The 14,282-nt window shown below is 61.7% G+C and carries 15 protein-coding genes; 7 read left to right on the forward strand and 8 right to left on the reverse strand.

The annotated features are described in order from the left end of the window. Positions 1-81: 81 nt before the first annotated feature. The 4 genes from K3819_RS20200 to K3819_RS20215 all read right to left on the reverse strand — a co-directional run bounded on the left by K3819_RS20200 (position 82) and on the right by K3819_RS20215 (position 4,304). On the reverse strand, positions 82-1,890 hold the full coding sequence (locus K3819_RS20200) for an aminopeptidase P family protein (protein ID WP_221397830.1): 1,809 nt from the start codon (positions 1,888-1,890) through the stop codon (positions 82-84). Positions 1,891-1,945: 55 nt separating this feature from the next. Further along, positions 1,946-3,112: an aminotransferase class V-fold PLP-dependent enzyme gene (locus tag K3819_RS20205; protein WP_221397831.1), complete on the reverse strand. Its 1,167-nt coding sequence runs from the start codon at positions 3,110-3,112 to the stop codon at positions 1,946-1,948. A gap of 206 nt (positions 3,113-3,318) precedes the next feature. Further along, positions 3,319-3,933 (reverse strand): LysE family translocator, encoded by a 615-nt coding sequence (locus K3819_RS20210; RefSeq protein WP_039770336.1) that lies wholly within the window; start codon positions 3,931-3,933, stop codon positions 3,319-3,321. Positions 3,934-4,034: 101 nt separating this feature from the next. Beyond that, on the reverse strand, positions 4,035-4,304 hold the full coding sequence (locus tag K3819_RS20215) for a hypothetical protein (protein WP_221397832.1): 270 nt from the start codon (positions 4,302-4,304) through the stop codon (positions 4,035-4,037). A gap of 389 nt (positions 4,305-4,693) precedes the next feature. Between K3819_RS20215 and msuE the strand changes: the two genes are divergently transcribed. Genes msuE through K3819_RS20235 form a run of 4 tightly spaced genes read left to right on the forward strand, consistent with a single transcriptional unit; the run spans position 4,694 to position 8,739 of the window. After that, positions 4,694-5,257, forward strand: a complete 564-nt coding sequence (gene msuE / locus K3819_RS20220; protein ID WP_007955830.1) for an FMN reductase — start codon at positions 4,694-4,696, stop codon at positions 5,255-5,257. A 10-nt stretch (positions 5,258-5,267) separates the two neighbouring features. Then, entirely contained in the window at positions 5,268-6,413 is a 1,146-nt protein-coding gene (gene ssuD, locus K3819_RS20225; RefSeq protein ID WP_085612252.1) for an FMNH2-dependent alkanesulfonate monooxygenase, read from the forward strand. A gap of 10 nt (positions 6,414-6,423) precedes the next feature. Next, entirely contained in the window at positions 6,424-7,611 is a 1,188-nt protein-coding gene (locus tag K3819_RS20230; RefSeq protein ID WP_221397833.1) for an acyl-CoA dehydrogenase family protein, read from the forward strand. 24 nt (positions 7,612-7,635) lie between these two features. Continuing rightward, positions 7,636-8,739 carry a sigma-54-dependent Fis family transcriptional regulator gene (locus K3819_RS20235; protein ID WP_064378552.1) on the forward strand — a complete coding sequence of 368 codons (1,104 nt, stop codon included), beginning with the start codon at positions 7,636-7,638 and terminating at the stop codon, positions 8,737-8,739. Here the strand turns inward: K3819_RS20235 and K3819_RS20240 are convergent. Next, positions 8,736-9,101 carry an antibiotic biosynthesis monooxygenase gene (locus tag K3819_RS20240; RefSeq protein WP_064598201.1) on the reverse strand — a complete coding sequence of 122 codons (366 nt, stop codon included), beginning with the start codon at positions 9,099-9,101 and terminating at the stop codon, positions 8,736-8,738. The two genes, K3819_RS20235 and K3819_RS20240, sit on opposite strands and share 4 nt — an antisense overlap. Before the next feature lie 90 nt (positions 9,102-9,191). Between K3819_RS20240 and soxR the strand changes: the two genes are divergently transcribed. Then, positions 9,192-9,650 carry a redox-sensitive transcriptional activator SoxR gene (gene soxR, locus K3819_RS20245; RefSeq protein WP_007955822.1) on the forward strand — a complete coding sequence of 153 codons (459 nt, stop codon included), beginning with the start codon at positions 9,192-9,194 and terminating at the stop codon, positions 9,648-9,650. 36 nt (positions 9,651-9,686) lie between these two features. Here the strand turns inward: soxR and K3819_RS20250 are convergent, their stop codons facing one another. From K3819_RS20250 to K3819_RS20260, 3 genes are all read right to left on the reverse strand, one after another. Then, positions 9,687-10,457, reverse strand: a complete 771-nt coding sequence (locus K3819_RS20250; RefSeq protein WP_039770347.1) for a MetQ/NlpA family ABC transporter substrate-binding protein — start codon at positions 10,455-10,457, stop codon at positions 9,687-9,689. A gap of 73 nt (positions 10,458-10,530) precedes the next feature. Then, a complete protein-coding gene (locus K3819_RS20255) occupies positions 10,531-11,196 on the reverse strand; it encodes a methionine ABC transporter permease (protein ID WP_007955819.1) in 666 nt (221 codons plus the stop codon). Between the two features lie 2 nt (positions 11,197-11,198). Beyond that, entirely contained in the window at positions 11,199-12,413 is a 1,215-nt protein-coding gene (locus K3819_RS20260) for an SfnB family sulfur acquisition oxidoreductase (RefSeq protein ID WP_221397834.1), read from the reverse strand. Positions 12,414-12,695: 282 nt separating this feature from the next. Here K3819_RS20260 and K3819_RS20265 point away from each other — a divergent pair, with 282 nt between their 5' ends. Together K3819_RS20265 and K3819_RS20270 are read left to right on the forward strand one after the other, a co-directional pair. Further along, positions 12,696-13,154 carry a VOC family protein gene (locus K3819_RS20265; protein ID WP_064598209.1) on the forward strand — a complete coding sequence of 153 codons (459 nt, stop codon included), beginning with the start codon at positions 12,696-12,698 and terminating at the stop codon, positions 13,152-13,154. 141 nt (positions 13,155-13,295) lie between these two features. Further along, entirely contained in the window at positions 13,296-14,171 is an 876-nt protein-coding gene (locus tag K3819_RS20270; protein ID WP_221397835.1) for an alpha/beta fold hydrolase, read from the forward strand. Positions 14,172-14,282 lie beyond the last annotated feature (111 nt).

A 14,282-nucleotide genomic window follows, 5' to 3' on the forward strand; every position in this document is an offset into this window, starting at 1 on the left:
AACCACACCAGTCCGCCTGGGTCAACGCGTTTGTCGACTTCATGACCCAGGCGCTGGCCGCAGCGCCCGAGCTTCAACCTGTTAAATAGCGGCAGTACGGGTGTTCAACCAATCCAGCGCCGCGCCATCAAGCAACGGGCTCAGGCGCTCGCGCACTTCGGCGTGATAGGCGTTGAACCACTGCTTCTCTTCCTGCGTCAGCAACGAGGGCTCCAGGCAGCGAGTGTCGATCGGGCACAGGGTCAGGGTTTCGAACTTGAGGAATTCGCCGAACTCACTGCGTCCCGCTTCAACGTTCATCGCCAGGTTCTCGATCCGCACACCCCAGCGGCCCGGACGATAAGTGCCCGGCTCGATGGAGGTGATCATTCCAGGCTGCATAGCGGTTTGTGGCGCCGGCGCCGCCTGATAGGCGATCACCTGCGGACCTTCATGCACGTTGAGGAAGTAGCCCACGCCGTGACCGGTGCCGTGACCGTAGTCCACGTTTTCGGCCCAGATCGGCGCACGGGCAATCGCATCCAGTAACGGCGACAGAATGCCTTTCGGGAAATGCGCGCGGGACAAGGCGATCACGCCCTTCAACACCCGAGTGCAGTCACGTTTCTGCTCTTCACTCGGCGTACCGACCGCCACCATCCGCGTAATGTCGGTGGTACCGCCCAGGTATTGGCCACCGGAATCAATCAGCAGCAAGCCGTCACCCTCGATCACCGCGTGTTCTTCCGGAGTGGCATGGTAGTGTGGCATCGCACCATTGGCGTTGAACGCAGCGATGGTGTTGAAACTCAGCGACACATAATCCGGGCGACGCTCCCGGGCGGCGGTGAGTTTTTCGTCGATGGTCAGTTCGGTAATGCGCTCACGACCCCAGGCCGAATCCAGCCAGGTGAAAAACTCGCACAGCGCCGCGCCGTCCTGCTCCATCGCCTGACGGATGTGTGCGGCGTCCGCCAGGCTCTTCTGCGACTTGGCCAGTGTGGTCGGGTTCAGGCCTTCGACCAGTTTCACGCCAGTGTCGAGGTTATCCAGCAGACCGCTGGTGACCCGCGCCGGATCCACCAGCAGGCTCGCGCCACTCGGGATCGCACGCAAGGCGTCAGCGACTTCGCTGTAATCGCGCAGGGCCACGCCGTCTTTTTCCAGCACTGCGCGCAGCTCAGCATCGACCTTGCTCAGTGCCACAAAAAGCGTGGCTTGTTGCTGGCTGATCAGCGCGAAAGAAACGAATACCGGGTTGAACGACACATCGCCGCCGCGCAGGTTGAACAGCCAGGCGATATCGTCGAGGGTGGCAATGAAGTGCCAGTCGGCACCGCGTTCCTGCAAAGTCTCGCGCAGTTTGCCGAGTTTTTCGCCACGGCTGACAGTCGCCTGCGGTGGCAGGTGCTGGTAGATTGGCGCGTTCGGCAGCGCCGGGCGATCACTCCAGACTTCCTTCAACAAGTCGATGTCGGTACGCAGACTGGCGCCCCGTGCTTCTAGCTTGCTGCCCAGCGTACGTGCCGACGCGACGGCCATCACCGCACCATCGACCGCGACCACGCCACCTTCCGGGGTCTGCTCGGCCAGCCAGTCCAGCGGGCTCGGCTGACCCGGTTGCAGTTTCACCAGTTCGATACCGCTGCCCTTGAGTTCCTTTGTCGCCTGTTCCCAGTAACGGCTGTCAGCCCAGACCCCGGCGAAATCGTTGGTGACAATCAACGTGCCGACCGAGCCATGGAAACCCGACAGCCATTGCCGGCCCTGCCAGTAACCCGGCAGGTATTCCGACAGGTGCGGGTCGGCGGACGGCACCAGCAACGCATGGATACCTTCGCGACGCATCAATTCACGGGTGTGCGCGAGGCGCTGGGGAACCGTTCCTTCGGTCAAAGTCTGGGTACTCATCATGTCTCCTGCCAATCACTGCATCGTTATTGTTCGTAGCCGTCAGGTCGGCTGGTTAAAGTCCTGTCGCCCAGAATGCCGGAGCACTGGAGCAGGCGGTCTTGATCAGTTCTACAGCCTTGTCGATGTCCTCGGCGGTGGTGAAACGGCCGAGGCTCAGGCGAATCGTGCGTCCCGCCAGGTGCGCGTCGTGCCCCAATGCCAGCAAAACGTGGGACGGTGTGTTGCTCGCGGAATTGCAGGCCGAGGTCGCGGAAAACGCGATCGAATGGCTCAGCGCCGCCGGGTTGAATTCACCTTCGCTGAAGGTCAGGCTCAAGGTGTGCGGGATACGTTGGGTGCTGCTGCCATTGAGGCGCAAGCCGGGCAGGCTCAAGAGTTGTTCGAGCAGTCGCTCGCGCAGCGCGACGATGGTTTTCTTCTCGTCATCGAAAGCTTCGGCGGCCAAGGCAAATGCCGAGCCCATGGCAGCGATCTGGTGAGTCGCCAGCGTACCGGAACGCAAGCCGCCCTCGTGCCCGCCACCGTGAATCTGCGCCTGCAAACGCTGCTGCGCACGCGGGCCGACGTACAGCGCACCGATGCCTTTGGGCCCGTAGAGTTTGTGCGCCGAAAACGACATCAGATCGACCGGCCATTGCGCCAGATCGATCACGACCTTGCCGGCGCCCTGGGCCGCATCGACATGGAACAACGCCCCACGCCCACGCACCACTTCGCCGATGGCCGGGATGTCGTTGACGGTGCCGAGTTCGTTGTTGACCAGCATCAGCGACACCAGAAAAGTGTCATCGCGCATCGCTTCGCTGACCGCTTGCGGGGTGATCAAACCTTCGGCGTCCGGCACCAGATAGGTCACGGCGACACCGGCGTCCTGCAATTGCCGGGCGGTGTCGAGGATGGCCTTGTGTTCGATCTGACTGGTGATGATGTGCCCGCCGGACACACCACGGGCCTGGGCCACGCCTTTCAGTGCAAGGTTGTTGGATTCGGTGGCGCCGGAGGTCCAGACGATCTGCTGCGCCTGGGCGCCGACCAGTTCGGCGACTTGCCGGCGAGCGTTCTCGACCGTTTGCCGAGCCTGCTGGCCGAAGGCGTGGGAACTGGAAGCCGGGTTGCCGAAATTACCGTTGAAACCCAGACACTCGATCATCACCTGGATGACCCGCTCGTCCACCGGGGTGGTGGCGGCGTAATCGAAATACAGCGGACGTGTGTTCATAAAAAGACTCGCAGAGCGTGTTCCGGGATCAGGAGGCTCGTGTCTGCAAACGGCACGACGCAGCCTTGTGAGCTGCGTCCGGGTTCGAGAGCGTCATCAATACCTGATCGGAGGCCGTTAAAGAAGAACAACTTCATTTAAAAGTGCGTAGGAACGCTCCTGAACGCGACTTTAACAGGCATCGGGCCGGCGGTTGTAGCACTGCGTCAGCTAAAGCTTTCAAGGAGTAACGGATACAGCGAAATCACCAGCAGCGCTGCCATGCCCCAGTTGAACAGCCGCAACCAGCGGCGATCCTTGAGCACGTTGCGCAGCAAGGTCCCGCACGCCGCCCAGACGCCGACGCTCGGCAGGTTGATGATGGCGAACACCGCCGCAATCACGATCACGTTGGTGAAATAGCCCTGCATCGGCGTGTAGGTGCTGATGGCACCAATGGCCATGATCCACGCCTTGGGGTTGACCCACTGGAAGGCTGCCGCGCCGAGATAGCTGATCGGCTTCGCCTCGCCCTGTTCGCTGTCGCCGACCGGGCCGGAGTGAGCGATTTTCCATGCCAAGTACAGCAAGTACGCCGCGCCGACATAACGCAGGATCGTATAAAGCAGCGGATAGGTCTGGAATACCGCGCCCAGGCCAAAACCCACCGCCACCACCAGCACGAAGAAGCCGCAGGTAATGCCAAGCATATGAGGGATGGTGCGGTTGAAACCGAAGTTCACGCCCGATGCCAGCAACATGGTGTTGTTCGGCCCCGGTGTGATCGAGGTGACAAGGGCAAACAGGGCGAAGCCCAGCAACAGGTCGAGCGAGAGGGTCATGGCAGGCAGTCCGTCAGGGTCATTCAGGTGTTGACCCTATCCCACGGCGCCGCGCAAACCCACGGACAGTTGGATAAAACTTCGAGCAGTACAGTTAGCGATCAGCTTGGACGACCGTGCAGCTGTACGGCCCGCTCGGCGCTCATTTCACCCCTGGTATCGAAACCGAATGTCTTCTGTGGCTGGCCGAGCAATTCGGCTTTTTTCGCGTGGTATTCCTCGAAGGACAGACCGCGACGGTTCAGCGACTCAAGCGCCAATTCGCGGGTTTCATCCGCCGTGTAAGGGCGCAGTTCCGGAGAAGCGTGGCTCGCGCAACCAGCGAGAACGGAGACAGCGAGCATCAGGGAAACAGTCAGTAAACGATTCATGGGAGCGTCCTGGCGAGCAGCGTGGGTCGATGGAGAAAGGCTACGCCCGGGCACGCTTTGGCAGAAATCAACGCTCTCAATAGTGGCTATCAGAATTCAGTCAGGATTCGCCCTTCATATTCCCACATGACCTATCAATATCAATTAACAGTCTTTTACGGAATAACAGTCAGCCTTTATAAATCCTTCATCGCGTTCGGCACTGTTGCTCCAGCAACTGTTTCCCAGGCAACAGCGGTTCAACAAACCGGCCTGAAAGTCACACGAGCACAGCCGCCGACAACGCTCAAAGCCCCGGAATACGGGCCTTACAGGAATTGGTACAGCGCTTGCTCTGCTCCAGTGACTACTCACTGCTCGTCGAGCAACTGTTGAAAAAGGAACTGACCATGTCGCGTCCACTGAAAGTCGTCGCCCTGTCCGGCGGAACCTGGCGTCCGTCCCGCACCCTGGTGCTGACCCAGGCCTTGCTGGCCGAATTGTCCGGGCACTTGCCGGTCGAGAGTCATCTGATCGAACTCGGCGACATCGCCCGCCCACTTGGCGCCGCGCTGTCGCGTCAGGAGTTGCCGGCCGAGATCGAAGCCGAGCTGCAAGCCATCGAACAGGCTGACCTGCTGATCGTCGCCGCGCCGGTCTATCGCGGTTCCTATCCTGGATTGCTCAAGCATCTGTTCGATCTGATCGACCTGAATGCGCTGATCGACACACCAGTGCTGCTCGCCGCCACCGGTGGCAGCGAACGCCATGCGCTGGTCCTCGATCACCAGTTGCGCCCACTGTTCAGTTTCTTCCAGGCCGTGACCCTGCCGATTGGCGTGTACGCCACCGAAGCCGATTTCGCCGACTACCAGATCACCAGCGAACCGCTCAAGGCGCGCATCCGTCTGGCCGCCGAACGCGCCGCGCCGCTGTTCGGCACTCACATCAAACCGTTGCTGAAAATCGCCTGAGGAGCTGTTCATGGATGTTTTCTGGTTCCTGCCGACCCACGGCGACGGTCACTATCTGGGCACCACCCAAGGCGCGCGCCCGGTCACCCTCAATTACCTGAAGCAGGTGGCGCAAGCCGCCGACAGCCTCGGCTACTACGGCGTACTGATTCCCACCGGTCGTTCCTGCGAGGATTCGTGGGTGATCGCCTCGGCGCTGGTGCCGCTCACCGAACGCCTGCGTTATCTGGTGGCGATCCGTCCGGGAATCATCTCGCCGACCGTCTCGGCGCGCATGGCCGCGACCCTGGATCGACTGTCCAACGGCCGCTTGCTGATCAACGTCGTGACCGGCGGTGACCCGGACGAAAACCGTGGCGACGGCAGCTTCCTCAGCCACAGCGAACGCTACGAAGTCACCGATGAATTCCTCAAGATCTGGCGCCGGGTGCTGCAAGGCGAAGCGGTAGATTTCGAAGGTAAACACCTGAAGGTACAGAACGCCAAGGCCCTGTATCCGCCGGTGCAGAAACCCTATCCGCCGCTGTACTTCGGCGGGTCCTCCGATGCAGCTCACGATCTGGCCGCCGAGCAGGTCGACGTGTACCTGACCTGGGGTGAACCACCGGCCGCCGTCGCCGAGAAACTCGCCGACGTGCGTGAACGCGCCGCCCGCCACGGGCGCAAGGTGAAGTTCGGCATTCGTCTGCACGTGATCGTACGCGAGACCGCCGAAGAGGCGTGGAAAGCCGCCGACAAACTGATCGAGCACATCAGCGACGAAACCATTGAAGCCGCGCAGAAATCCTTTTCGCGCTTCGACTCCGAAGGCCAGCGGCGCATGGCCGCTCTGCACGACGGACGCCGCGACAACCTGGAAATCGCCCCCAACCTGTGGGCCGGCGTCGGACTGGTGCGCGGCGGTGCCGGTACCGCATTGGTCGGCGATCCGCAGCAAGTGGCAGCGCGAATCAAGGAGTACGCAGACCTCGGCATCGAGAGTTTCATCTTCTCCGGCTACCCGCATCTCGAAGAGGCCTACCGCTTTGCCGAGCTGGTCTTCCCGTTGTTGCCCGAGCCATATGCAAGCCTGGCTGGACGCGGTGTCACCAACCTCACCGGGCCGTTCGGCGAAATGATCGCCAACGATGTACTGCCCGCCAAAGCCAACGCCTGAGGAAGACCGAGTGACTGCCAAACCGCAAAGCACCCTGCTCTCCCCGTTGCAGACCGCCCGCCAACTGGCCGCCGAATTTGCTCTGACCGCCGTCGAGCGCGACGAGCGTGGTGGCACACCGAAAGCCGAACGTGACGCCCTGCGCGACAGCGGTCTGCTGGCCCTGAGCATTCCCACCCGTTACGGCGGCCTCGGCGCGCGCTGGAGCGAAACCCTGGAAGTCGTGCGCGAGTTCGCCAAGGTCGACAGCTCGATCGCCCACGTCTTCGGTTTTCATCATTTGATGCTTGCCACCGTGCGCCTGTTTTCCCGCCCGGAACAATGGCAGCCGTGGTTCGAACAGACCGCGCGGCAGAACTGGTTCTGGGGCAACGCGCTCAATCCGCTGGACACCCGCACCGTGGTCAAGGACCTCGGTGGCTGGCGCGAGTTTTCCGGCAAGAAGAGCTTCTGCTCCGGCGCCAGCGATTCGCAGATGCTGATCGCCTCGGCGGTGGACGAAAGCAACGGCGGCAAACTGTTGATCGCGGCGATCCCCAGCGGGCGCAGCGGCATCACCCTGCACAACGACTGGAACAACATCGGCCAGCGCCAGACCGACAGCGGCAGCGCGACGTTCGAACGGGTGCGGGTCGAAGAGTCGGAACTGCTGCTGGATCCGGGTCCGCTGAGCACACCGTTCGCCTGCTTGCGCCCGTTGATCGCGCAACTGACGTTCACCCACATGTTTCTCGGCATTGCCGAAGGGGCCTTTGAAGAGGCGCGGCAATACACCCTCAGCGAAACCCGTGTCTGGCACAAATCCTCGGTGCGCGAGGTGCGCGAAGATCCTTACGTGCTGGCCCATTACGGCGAGTTCTGGGTCGCCCTCGAAGGCGTCCGTCTGTTGGTGGAACGCGCCGCTGCATTGCTCGACGAGGCCTGGGCCAAAGGCCCGAACCTCAGTGCCGAAGAACGCGGTCACCTGGCCACGGCAATTGCCACGGCCAAGGTCGCCGCCAGTCGTCAGGGTCTGGATATCTGCAGCCGATTGTTCGAAGTCACCGGCGCCCGTTCGACTCACGCGTCGCTGCGTCTGGATCGACACTGGCGCAACCTGCGCACGCAAACCCTGCACGACCCGCTGGATTACAAGCTCCACGAGCTGGGCGACTGGGCGCTGAACCAGTCCCTGCCGGTGCCGACGTTCTATTCCTGATTTTCTTTCGTGGAGCGAGACCCCATGCAACTGCTGACCCTGCCGCCCTCACCCGCCCTGGCCACTTCGATTCGCGCCACCGCCCAGGTGTTCGAAGACCCGAAATCCCAGGCCCTGCTCGCGCATCTGCAACAGGTCGCACCGAGCGAAGCCAGCGTGCTGATCATCGGCGAAACGGGCACCGGCAAAGAGTTGGTAGCGCGGCACATCCACAACCTGAGCAACCGGCGCAACCGGCCGTTCATTGCGGTGAACTGCGGGGCGTTTTCCGAATCGCTGGTGGAAGCCGAATTGTTCGGCCATGAAAAAGGCGCCTTCACCGGCGCCCTCAGTGCCAAGGCCGGGTGGTTCGAAGAGGCGGATGGCGGCACTCTGTTCCTCGATGAAATCGGCGATCTGCCGATGGCCATTCAGGTCAAATTGCTGCGGGTGTTGCAGGAGCGCGAAGTGGTGCGCCTGGGTTCGCGCAAGAGCATTCCCATCGATGTGCGAGTGTTGGCAGCGACCAACGTGCAACTGGAGAAAGCCATCAACGCCGGACATTTCCGCGAGGATCTGTATTACCGGCTGAACGTGGTCAATCTGGAGCTGAGCCCGTTGCGCGAGCGGCCCGGCGATATCCTGCCGCTGACCCGGCATTTCATCGAGGCCTACAGTCAGCGTCTGGGTTACGGGCGCGTCACCATCAGCCCCGGCGCCGAACACAAACTGCGCGGCTACAGTTGGCCGGGCAATATCCGCGAACTGGAAAACGTCATCCACCACACGCTGCTGATCTGCCGTAACGGCGTGATCGAGCGCGACGATCTACGTCTATCCAACCTGCGCATCGACCGTCCGGACGATCAGCACGCGACCGCCGACGACTCACCGGAAGCGCTGCTGGAACGCGCCTTCCAGAAACTGTTCGAGCAACAGGCCGGCGCCCTGCATGAGAAGGTCGAGGACGCATTGCTGCGCGCGGCCTATCGCTTCTGCCATTACAACCAGGTGCACACCGCGTCCCTGTTAGGCCTGAGCCGTAATGTCACCCGCACGCGACTGATCAAGATCGGCGAACTGGCGGTGAACAAGCGGCGGCCCACGGAAAACCTGCAAGGCGAGCGCTTGATCCAGCTGTCGATCTAACCAACCAGTTGACAGTGCAAGCCGTCGTCATAGCTGCGGGCTATGCTGCTCAGCACCTGGAATGAACCGAAGGTCACGGTGCGCGCCTGATGGGTGCGGATCAGTTGCCAGAAATCCTGCTCGCCGGTTTCGAAACTCTGAAACGCCGCCTCCCCCGCCTCGCGGGACTGCCATTGCAGAAAGCTCAACACTCGCCGGCCATCGTCGCTGGCCTGGACGCTGGCGCTGACGAAGCCGGCGTAACGCTGGGCCAGACGTTCGGTCTGCACGGCCAGCGCCGAGACCAGCGCCGGTTGCTGGCCGGGTTCGATTTCAAATTCGATCAATTGGGTAAAGCTGCGGTTTTTCGCTGGTGCTTGCATGAGATCCCCACTCGGTCAGGCGAATCTTGCGATTCGAAGGCCTGCAGGGTAAAACCTCGAGTTAACTAGAGGTCAAGGGGCATTTTGCAAATGATCACTGCGGAAAATGTGCACAAGCAATTGACCGTCGGCGAAGTCGCGGCCCGCAGCGGTGTGGCCGTCACCGCCCTGCACTTTTATGAATCGAAAGGCTTGATCAAGAGCCAGCGCAATGCCGGCAACCAGCGGCGCTATCCACGGGAAGTACTGCGGCGGGTGGCGTTGATCAAAGTGGCGCAACGCCTGGGCATTCCACTGGCGGAAATCGGCGAGGCGTTGAAGCAGTTGCCGGACAACCGCGCGCCAACGGCAGCGGACTGGAAAGTGCTGTCGGAGCAGTGGCGGCGGGAGCTGGACGAGCGGATCAATCAGTTGATGCTGCTGCGTGACCGGCTGACCGGTTGCATCGGTTGCGGATGCCTGTCGATGGAAGCCTGCCCGCTGCGCAATCAGGGCGATGTGCTGGGCGAGCAAGGGCCGGGGGCGCATTTTCTCGACGTTCCCAAGTGAGGGCTCCCATGCCACGGGAGCCCTCGGATCTATCGATCAGAAACCCGGCGCAATCTGCCCTTTGTAGCGGGTCAGAATGAACTGACGCACTTCATCGGAATTCAACGCCTTGGCCAGTTTCTGCAGGCCCGGGTCATTGATGTTGTCGGGACGCGCGACCAGAAACTCGATGTACAGGCTCTTGCCCTTCTCGACGATCAGCGCGCTGTTGGTGTCGATCCCGGCTTCCAGCGCGTAGTTGGCGAACACGAATGCCAGATCCACCTGACTCACTGAACGAGCGAGCAATGCGCCCTCCAGTTCACGGATTTTCAGGTGCTTGGGGTTTTCGACGATGTCGCGCTGGGTGGCCAGGGTGTTGCTCGGATCCTTGAGCTTGATCAGCCCCGCCTCGTGCAACAGCACCAGCGCGCGACCGGTGTTCACCGGGTCGTTGGGGATCGACACGCTGGCGCCGTCCTTCAGCTCCGAAATGTTCTTGATCTTGGTCGAGTAAGCCCCGAACGGTTCGATGTGCACGCCGACCACCGGCACCAGATCGGTGTGGCGAGTCTTGTTGAAATCATCGAGAAACGGCCGGTACTGGTAGTAGTTGGCGTCGAGGTTTTTCAGCGCCAGTTGCTGGTTGGGCTGGATGAAGTCGGTGAACACCTTGATGTCCAGATCCACGCCTTCCTTGGCCAGGGTCGGTTTGACGAACTCGAGGATTTCCGCGTGCGGCACCGGGGTGGCACCGACGATCAGTTTTTCGTTGGCATGGGCGCCGAACGACAGAACGGCAGCCAGTACGGCCAAGGTCTTTTTCATGCTGTGCTCCAAGGCAGATTTGAGTGGCCGTCGTGGGGTGAACGTGGGGCCTTTATGGGTTGAACTTGTTTTTTCAGCGTCGGCTGTAGTGCGCCACCAAGCGGTCGCCGGTCATTTGCAGGGCCTGCACCAGAATCAGCAGCAACACCACGGTGACCACCATCACGTCGGTCTGAAAGCGTTGATAGCCGTAGCGGATCGCCAAATCGCCGAGCCCGCCACCACCGATCACGCCGGCCATCGCCGTGTAATCCACCAGCACGATGGCGGTGACCGTCACCGCTGCCAGCAACCCGCCGCGGGCCTCCGGCAACAGGGTGTGGCGGATGATCTGCCAGGTGTTGGCACCCATGGCCTGGGTCGCCTCGACCACCCCGCGATCGACTTCGCGCAGTGCGGTTTCCACCAGCCGCGCGAAGAACGGTGTGCAACCGACGACCAGCGGCGGAATGGTTCCGGGCACGCCCAGTGACGTGCCCACCAGCAACGTGGTCAGCGGAATCAGCACGATCAGCAAAATGATGAATGGCAGCGAACGCAGCATGTTCACGATCACTGACAGAACCCGGTACAGGCCGACGGTTTCATGCAGCTGGCGCTTGCCGGTGAGAAACAGCAACAGCCCCAGCGGCAATCCCAGCAGCACCGTAAACAGCAGCGCCGCGCCGAGCATGCTCAGGGTGTCGAGACAGGCCTGGGCGATGTCGGCCCAGTAAATGTGTTTGAACCACTCGGCCATGATCAGGACCAGTCGTGGCGCGGTGGTTTGACGCCGTTGAGCAGCCAGTTGCCGACCACGTGGTATTTCCAGCGCACCGGGTCATGCAGGGTGTGGACCCGGGCGTTGCGCCAGTGGCGGTCGAAGTTGTGCTTTTTCAGGGTCGAGCGGGTACCGCCGAGTTCGAACAGCTTGTTGCTGGCCTCGATGGCGATTTCGGTGGTCAGCACTTTAGCCTTGGCCACGGCCAGCGAGGCCAGCGCGACGTTGTCTTCATCAGGCGCCGGACGTGCGGCGTCGAGCGCCCAGCCGGCGCGTTCAAGCAAGGCTTCGGCGGCTTCCAGACGGATTTCCAGTGCGCCGATCTGAATGATGGTCAACGGATCTTCACTGGCCTTGTCCACACCTGCATCGATCCATGGCCGCGCAAACTGGCGGACGAATTCCACGGTATCGCGCAACGCTGCCCGGGCAATGCCGGCGTCGATGGCAGCGGTGGTCAACTGGGCGAAAGGCCCGGCCAGGGTCGGGCTCTCGTAGGAACGGTACGTCGGAAACAGATTGAAGGGCGCCACTTGCAGATTTTCCGCCAGCACCGTGCCGCTGGAAGTAGTGCGCTGACCGATGCTGTCCCAGTCGTCGACGATCACCAGCCCTTTCGTACCGCGCTCGACGAAGGCCAACTGGCCCTTCTGCTCTTCATCCAGCGCCAGCACCGCCAGCCAATGGGCGTAAAGCGAACCGGTGCAGTAGCCCTTGCGGCCGTTGATCACGAAGCCGTCGCCATAACGGCGGAGGGTCGCCTGAATGTCCTGCACGTTCTTGCCGCCGGTTTCCGACAGCGCATTGGCGAAGCGATGACCTTGCAGCGCCAGCTCAAAGAAATGCGCTTGCTGGGCCGGGGTGCCTTGCAGGCGGATGTCTTCGAGCAGGCAGTAATGGTTTTGCGGAATCTGCCCGAGGGACGGATCGGCGGCGGAAATGATCGCGATCACCTGGGCCAGTACCGCAAAGGACACCTGCGCGCCGCCGTATTCCTTCGGCACGGTGATGCCCCACAGGCCACTGTTGGAAAACAGGTCGACGATCTCGGCGGGCACTTCGCGGTTGCGGTCACGCTCGGCGGCGTGTTCCTGCAAGACGGCGGCGACCTGCACAGCCACGCGCAAGGCTTCGGCGTCGTCGGCGATCCGGTGGGCGGCCGGCGGGTTGATCGGATAAACGGCAGATTCAGACATGGATGACTCTCGGTATCGGTTTTGTACCGGGTCATTGCAGCTTCTGTGCCTGACGCTAAGACCTTGTTTTACGGGGGCTGCAGCGGAACTTCAGGGCGTCTGGCGATGAAAACTTGCGCACTCTGTTGCTTCGCTGTCGATGGCTGAACAGTGGGAGGCCTGCTCGTCGGCTACTCGGTCACGACGGCGGCACGGATCTATAGTTGAGCGACCGGCAATCCCGGCGAAGGCACACCTCAATCTCTAATAAAAACCAGGCAACAAATAACAGGGAGTACCGCCATGAGCGTCAAACCCATTCCCGAGGGGTATCACAGCATTACCCCGTACCTCGGCATTCACAAAGCTGCCGAAGCCATCGATTTCTATAAAAAGGCGTTCGGTGCCACCGAAGTCATGCGCCTGAGCATGCCCGACGGCGGCATCGGCCACGCCGAACTGCGCATCGGTGACAGCGCGATCATGCTCGGCTCGCCGTGCGATCAAGGGCCGTTGAGCAATCCGGACAACGCAGTGTCGGTCGGCCTGCATCTGTACGTGACCGATGTGGACAAATCCTTCCAACGCGCACTGGAGGCCGGCGCCACCTCGGTGTCCGAGGTCAAGGATCAGTTCTACGGCGACCGCAGCGGCACGTTGAAAGATCCGTACGGGCATCTGTGGTTCCTGGCCTCGCGCAAGGAGGACCTGACCCAGGCGCAGATCGAGCAGCGGGCGAAGGAAATGTTCCAGCAGAGCTAACTACGCCGAGTGTCCATTCCCGCGCGGCGCGCGGGGATGGGCGAACACGATTCATGAACCGTCGAATCACGCATCACGTCTTGTCATGAACGCCCGGCGATTTCAGGATGCAGGCCACTCGCCTGAATAAAGGATCACCCGATGTTTGCCGGATTCGTCAAAGACCAGCGCCACGTCAACGGTGTGGACATCAGCTACCGCCTCAAAGGCAGCGGCCCCGGCCTGCTGCTGTTGCACGGGCACCCGCAGACGCACGTCATCTGGCACAAGATCGCCGAGCAACTGGCGGAGCATTTCACGGTGATCGCCGCCGACCTGCGCGGTTATGGCGACAGCAGTCGCCCGCCGGCCGATGAGGCTCACCTCAATTACTCCAAGCGCGAGATGGCCCGCGACGGCGTGGAATTGATGAAGGCGTTGGGTTTCGAGCACTTCTCGATCCTTGCCCACGACCGTGGCGCGCGGGTTGCCCATCGCCTGGCGCTCGATCATCCCGAGGTTGTGCAGCGCATGGTCCTGCTCGACATCGCGCCAACGCTGGCGATGTACAGCCAGACAAATGAAGCCTTCGCCCGGGCCTACTGGCACTGGTTCTTCCTGATCCGCCCGGCACCGTTGCCGGAAACCCTGATCGAAACCGATCCCGAAGGTTATCTGCGCAGCGTCATGGGCAGTCGCAGCGCCGGGCTTGCACCCTTTACCGACGAGGCGTTCAGTGAGTACCGGCGTTGCCTGGAACGTCCCGGAAGTGCTCGGGGGATCTGCGAGGATTACCGCGCCAGTGCCGGCATCGACCTGGAACATGACCGCGCCGACATCACGGCTGGTCGTCACCTGACCCTGCCGTTGCTGGTGCTGTGGGGCGCCGAGGGCACCGTCGGTCGCTGCTTCGATCCGCTCGGGGAATGGCAGCAGGTTGCCACCGATGTACGCGGCAAGGCCCTGCCGGCCGGGCATTACCTTGCCGAAGAAGTCCCTGAGCTGTTGCTGACCGAAGCGCTCGACTTTCTACGCTGATCCTTTCCTTCAATCCGGCGGCATGCGCCGTCGGACTGCTTCGCCTCCCCCGCAGAAATCCGCCCACGCGGCATCAAGATATAATCGCGAAACATTTACTTTCATATCGTT

Source organism: Pseudomonas sp. 3-2 (assembly GCF_019710535.1).
Lineage (GTDB): Bacteria > Pseudomonadota > Gammaproteobacteria > Pseudomonadales > Pseudomonadaceae > Aquipseudomonas > Aquipseudomonas pharyngis.

What these genes read in the sequence shown, in the direction of transcription:
- K3819_RS20260 (WP_221397834.1), bottom strand. Translation starts at nt 12,413, where the DNA reads ATGTCTGAATCTGCCGTTTATCCGATCAACCCGCCGGCCGCCCACCGG.
- K3819_RS20210 (WP_039770336.1), bottom strand. Translation starts at nt 3,933, where the DNA reads ATGACCCTCTCGCTCGACCTGTTGCTGGGCTTCGCCCTGTTTGCCCTT.
- ssuD (WP_085612252.1), top strand. Translation starts at nt 5,268, where the DNA reads ATGGATGTTTTCTGGTTCCTGCCGACCCACGGCGACGGTCACTATCTG.
- K3819_RS20255 (WP_007955819.1), bottom strand. Translation starts at nt 11,196, where the DNA reads ATGGCCGAGTGGTTCAAACACATTTACTGGGCCGACATCGCCCAGGCC.
- K3819_RS20235 (WP_064378552.1), top strand. Translation starts at nt 7,636, where the DNA reads ATGCAACTGCTGACCCTGCCGCCCTCACCCGCCCTGGCCACTTCGATT.
- K3819_RS20265 (WP_064598209.1), top strand. Translation starts at nt 12,696, where the DNA reads ATGAGCGTCAAACCCATTCCCGAGGGGTATCACAGCATTACCCCGTAC.
- K3819_RS20200 (WP_221397830.1), bottom strand. Translation starts at nt 1,890, where the DNA reads ATGAGTACCCAGACTTTGACCGAAGGAACGGTTCCCCAGCGCCTCGCG.
- K3819_RS20240 (WP_064598201.1), bottom strand. Translation starts at nt 9,101, where the DNA reads ATGCAAGCACCAGCGAAAAACCGCAGCTTTACCCAATTGATCGAATTT.
- K3819_RS20215 (WP_221397832.1), bottom strand. Translation starts at nt 4,304, where the DNA reads ATGAATCGTTTACTGACTGTTTCCCTGATGCTCGCTGTCTCCGTTCTC.
- msuE (WP_007955830.1), top strand. Translation starts at nt 4,694, where the DNA reads ATGTCGCGTCCACTGAAAGTCGTCGCCCTGTCCGGCGGAACCTGGCGT.
- K3819_RS20270 (WP_221397835.1), top strand. Translation starts at nt 13,296, where the DNA reads ATGTTTGCCGGATTCGTCAAAGACCAGCGCCACGTCAACGGTGTGGAC.
- K3819_RS20205 (WP_221397831.1), bottom strand. Translation starts at nt 3,112, where the DNA reads ATGAACACACGTCCGCTGTATTTCGATTACGCCGCCACCACCCCGGTG.
- K3819_RS20250 (WP_039770347.1), bottom strand. Translation starts at nt 10,457, where the DNA reads ATGAAAAAGACCTTGGCCGTACTGGCTGCCGTTCTGTCGTTCGGCGCC.
- soxR (WP_007955822.1), top strand. Translation starts at nt 9,192, where the DNA reads ATGATCACTGCGGAAAATGTGCACAAGCAATTGACCGTCGGCGAAGTC.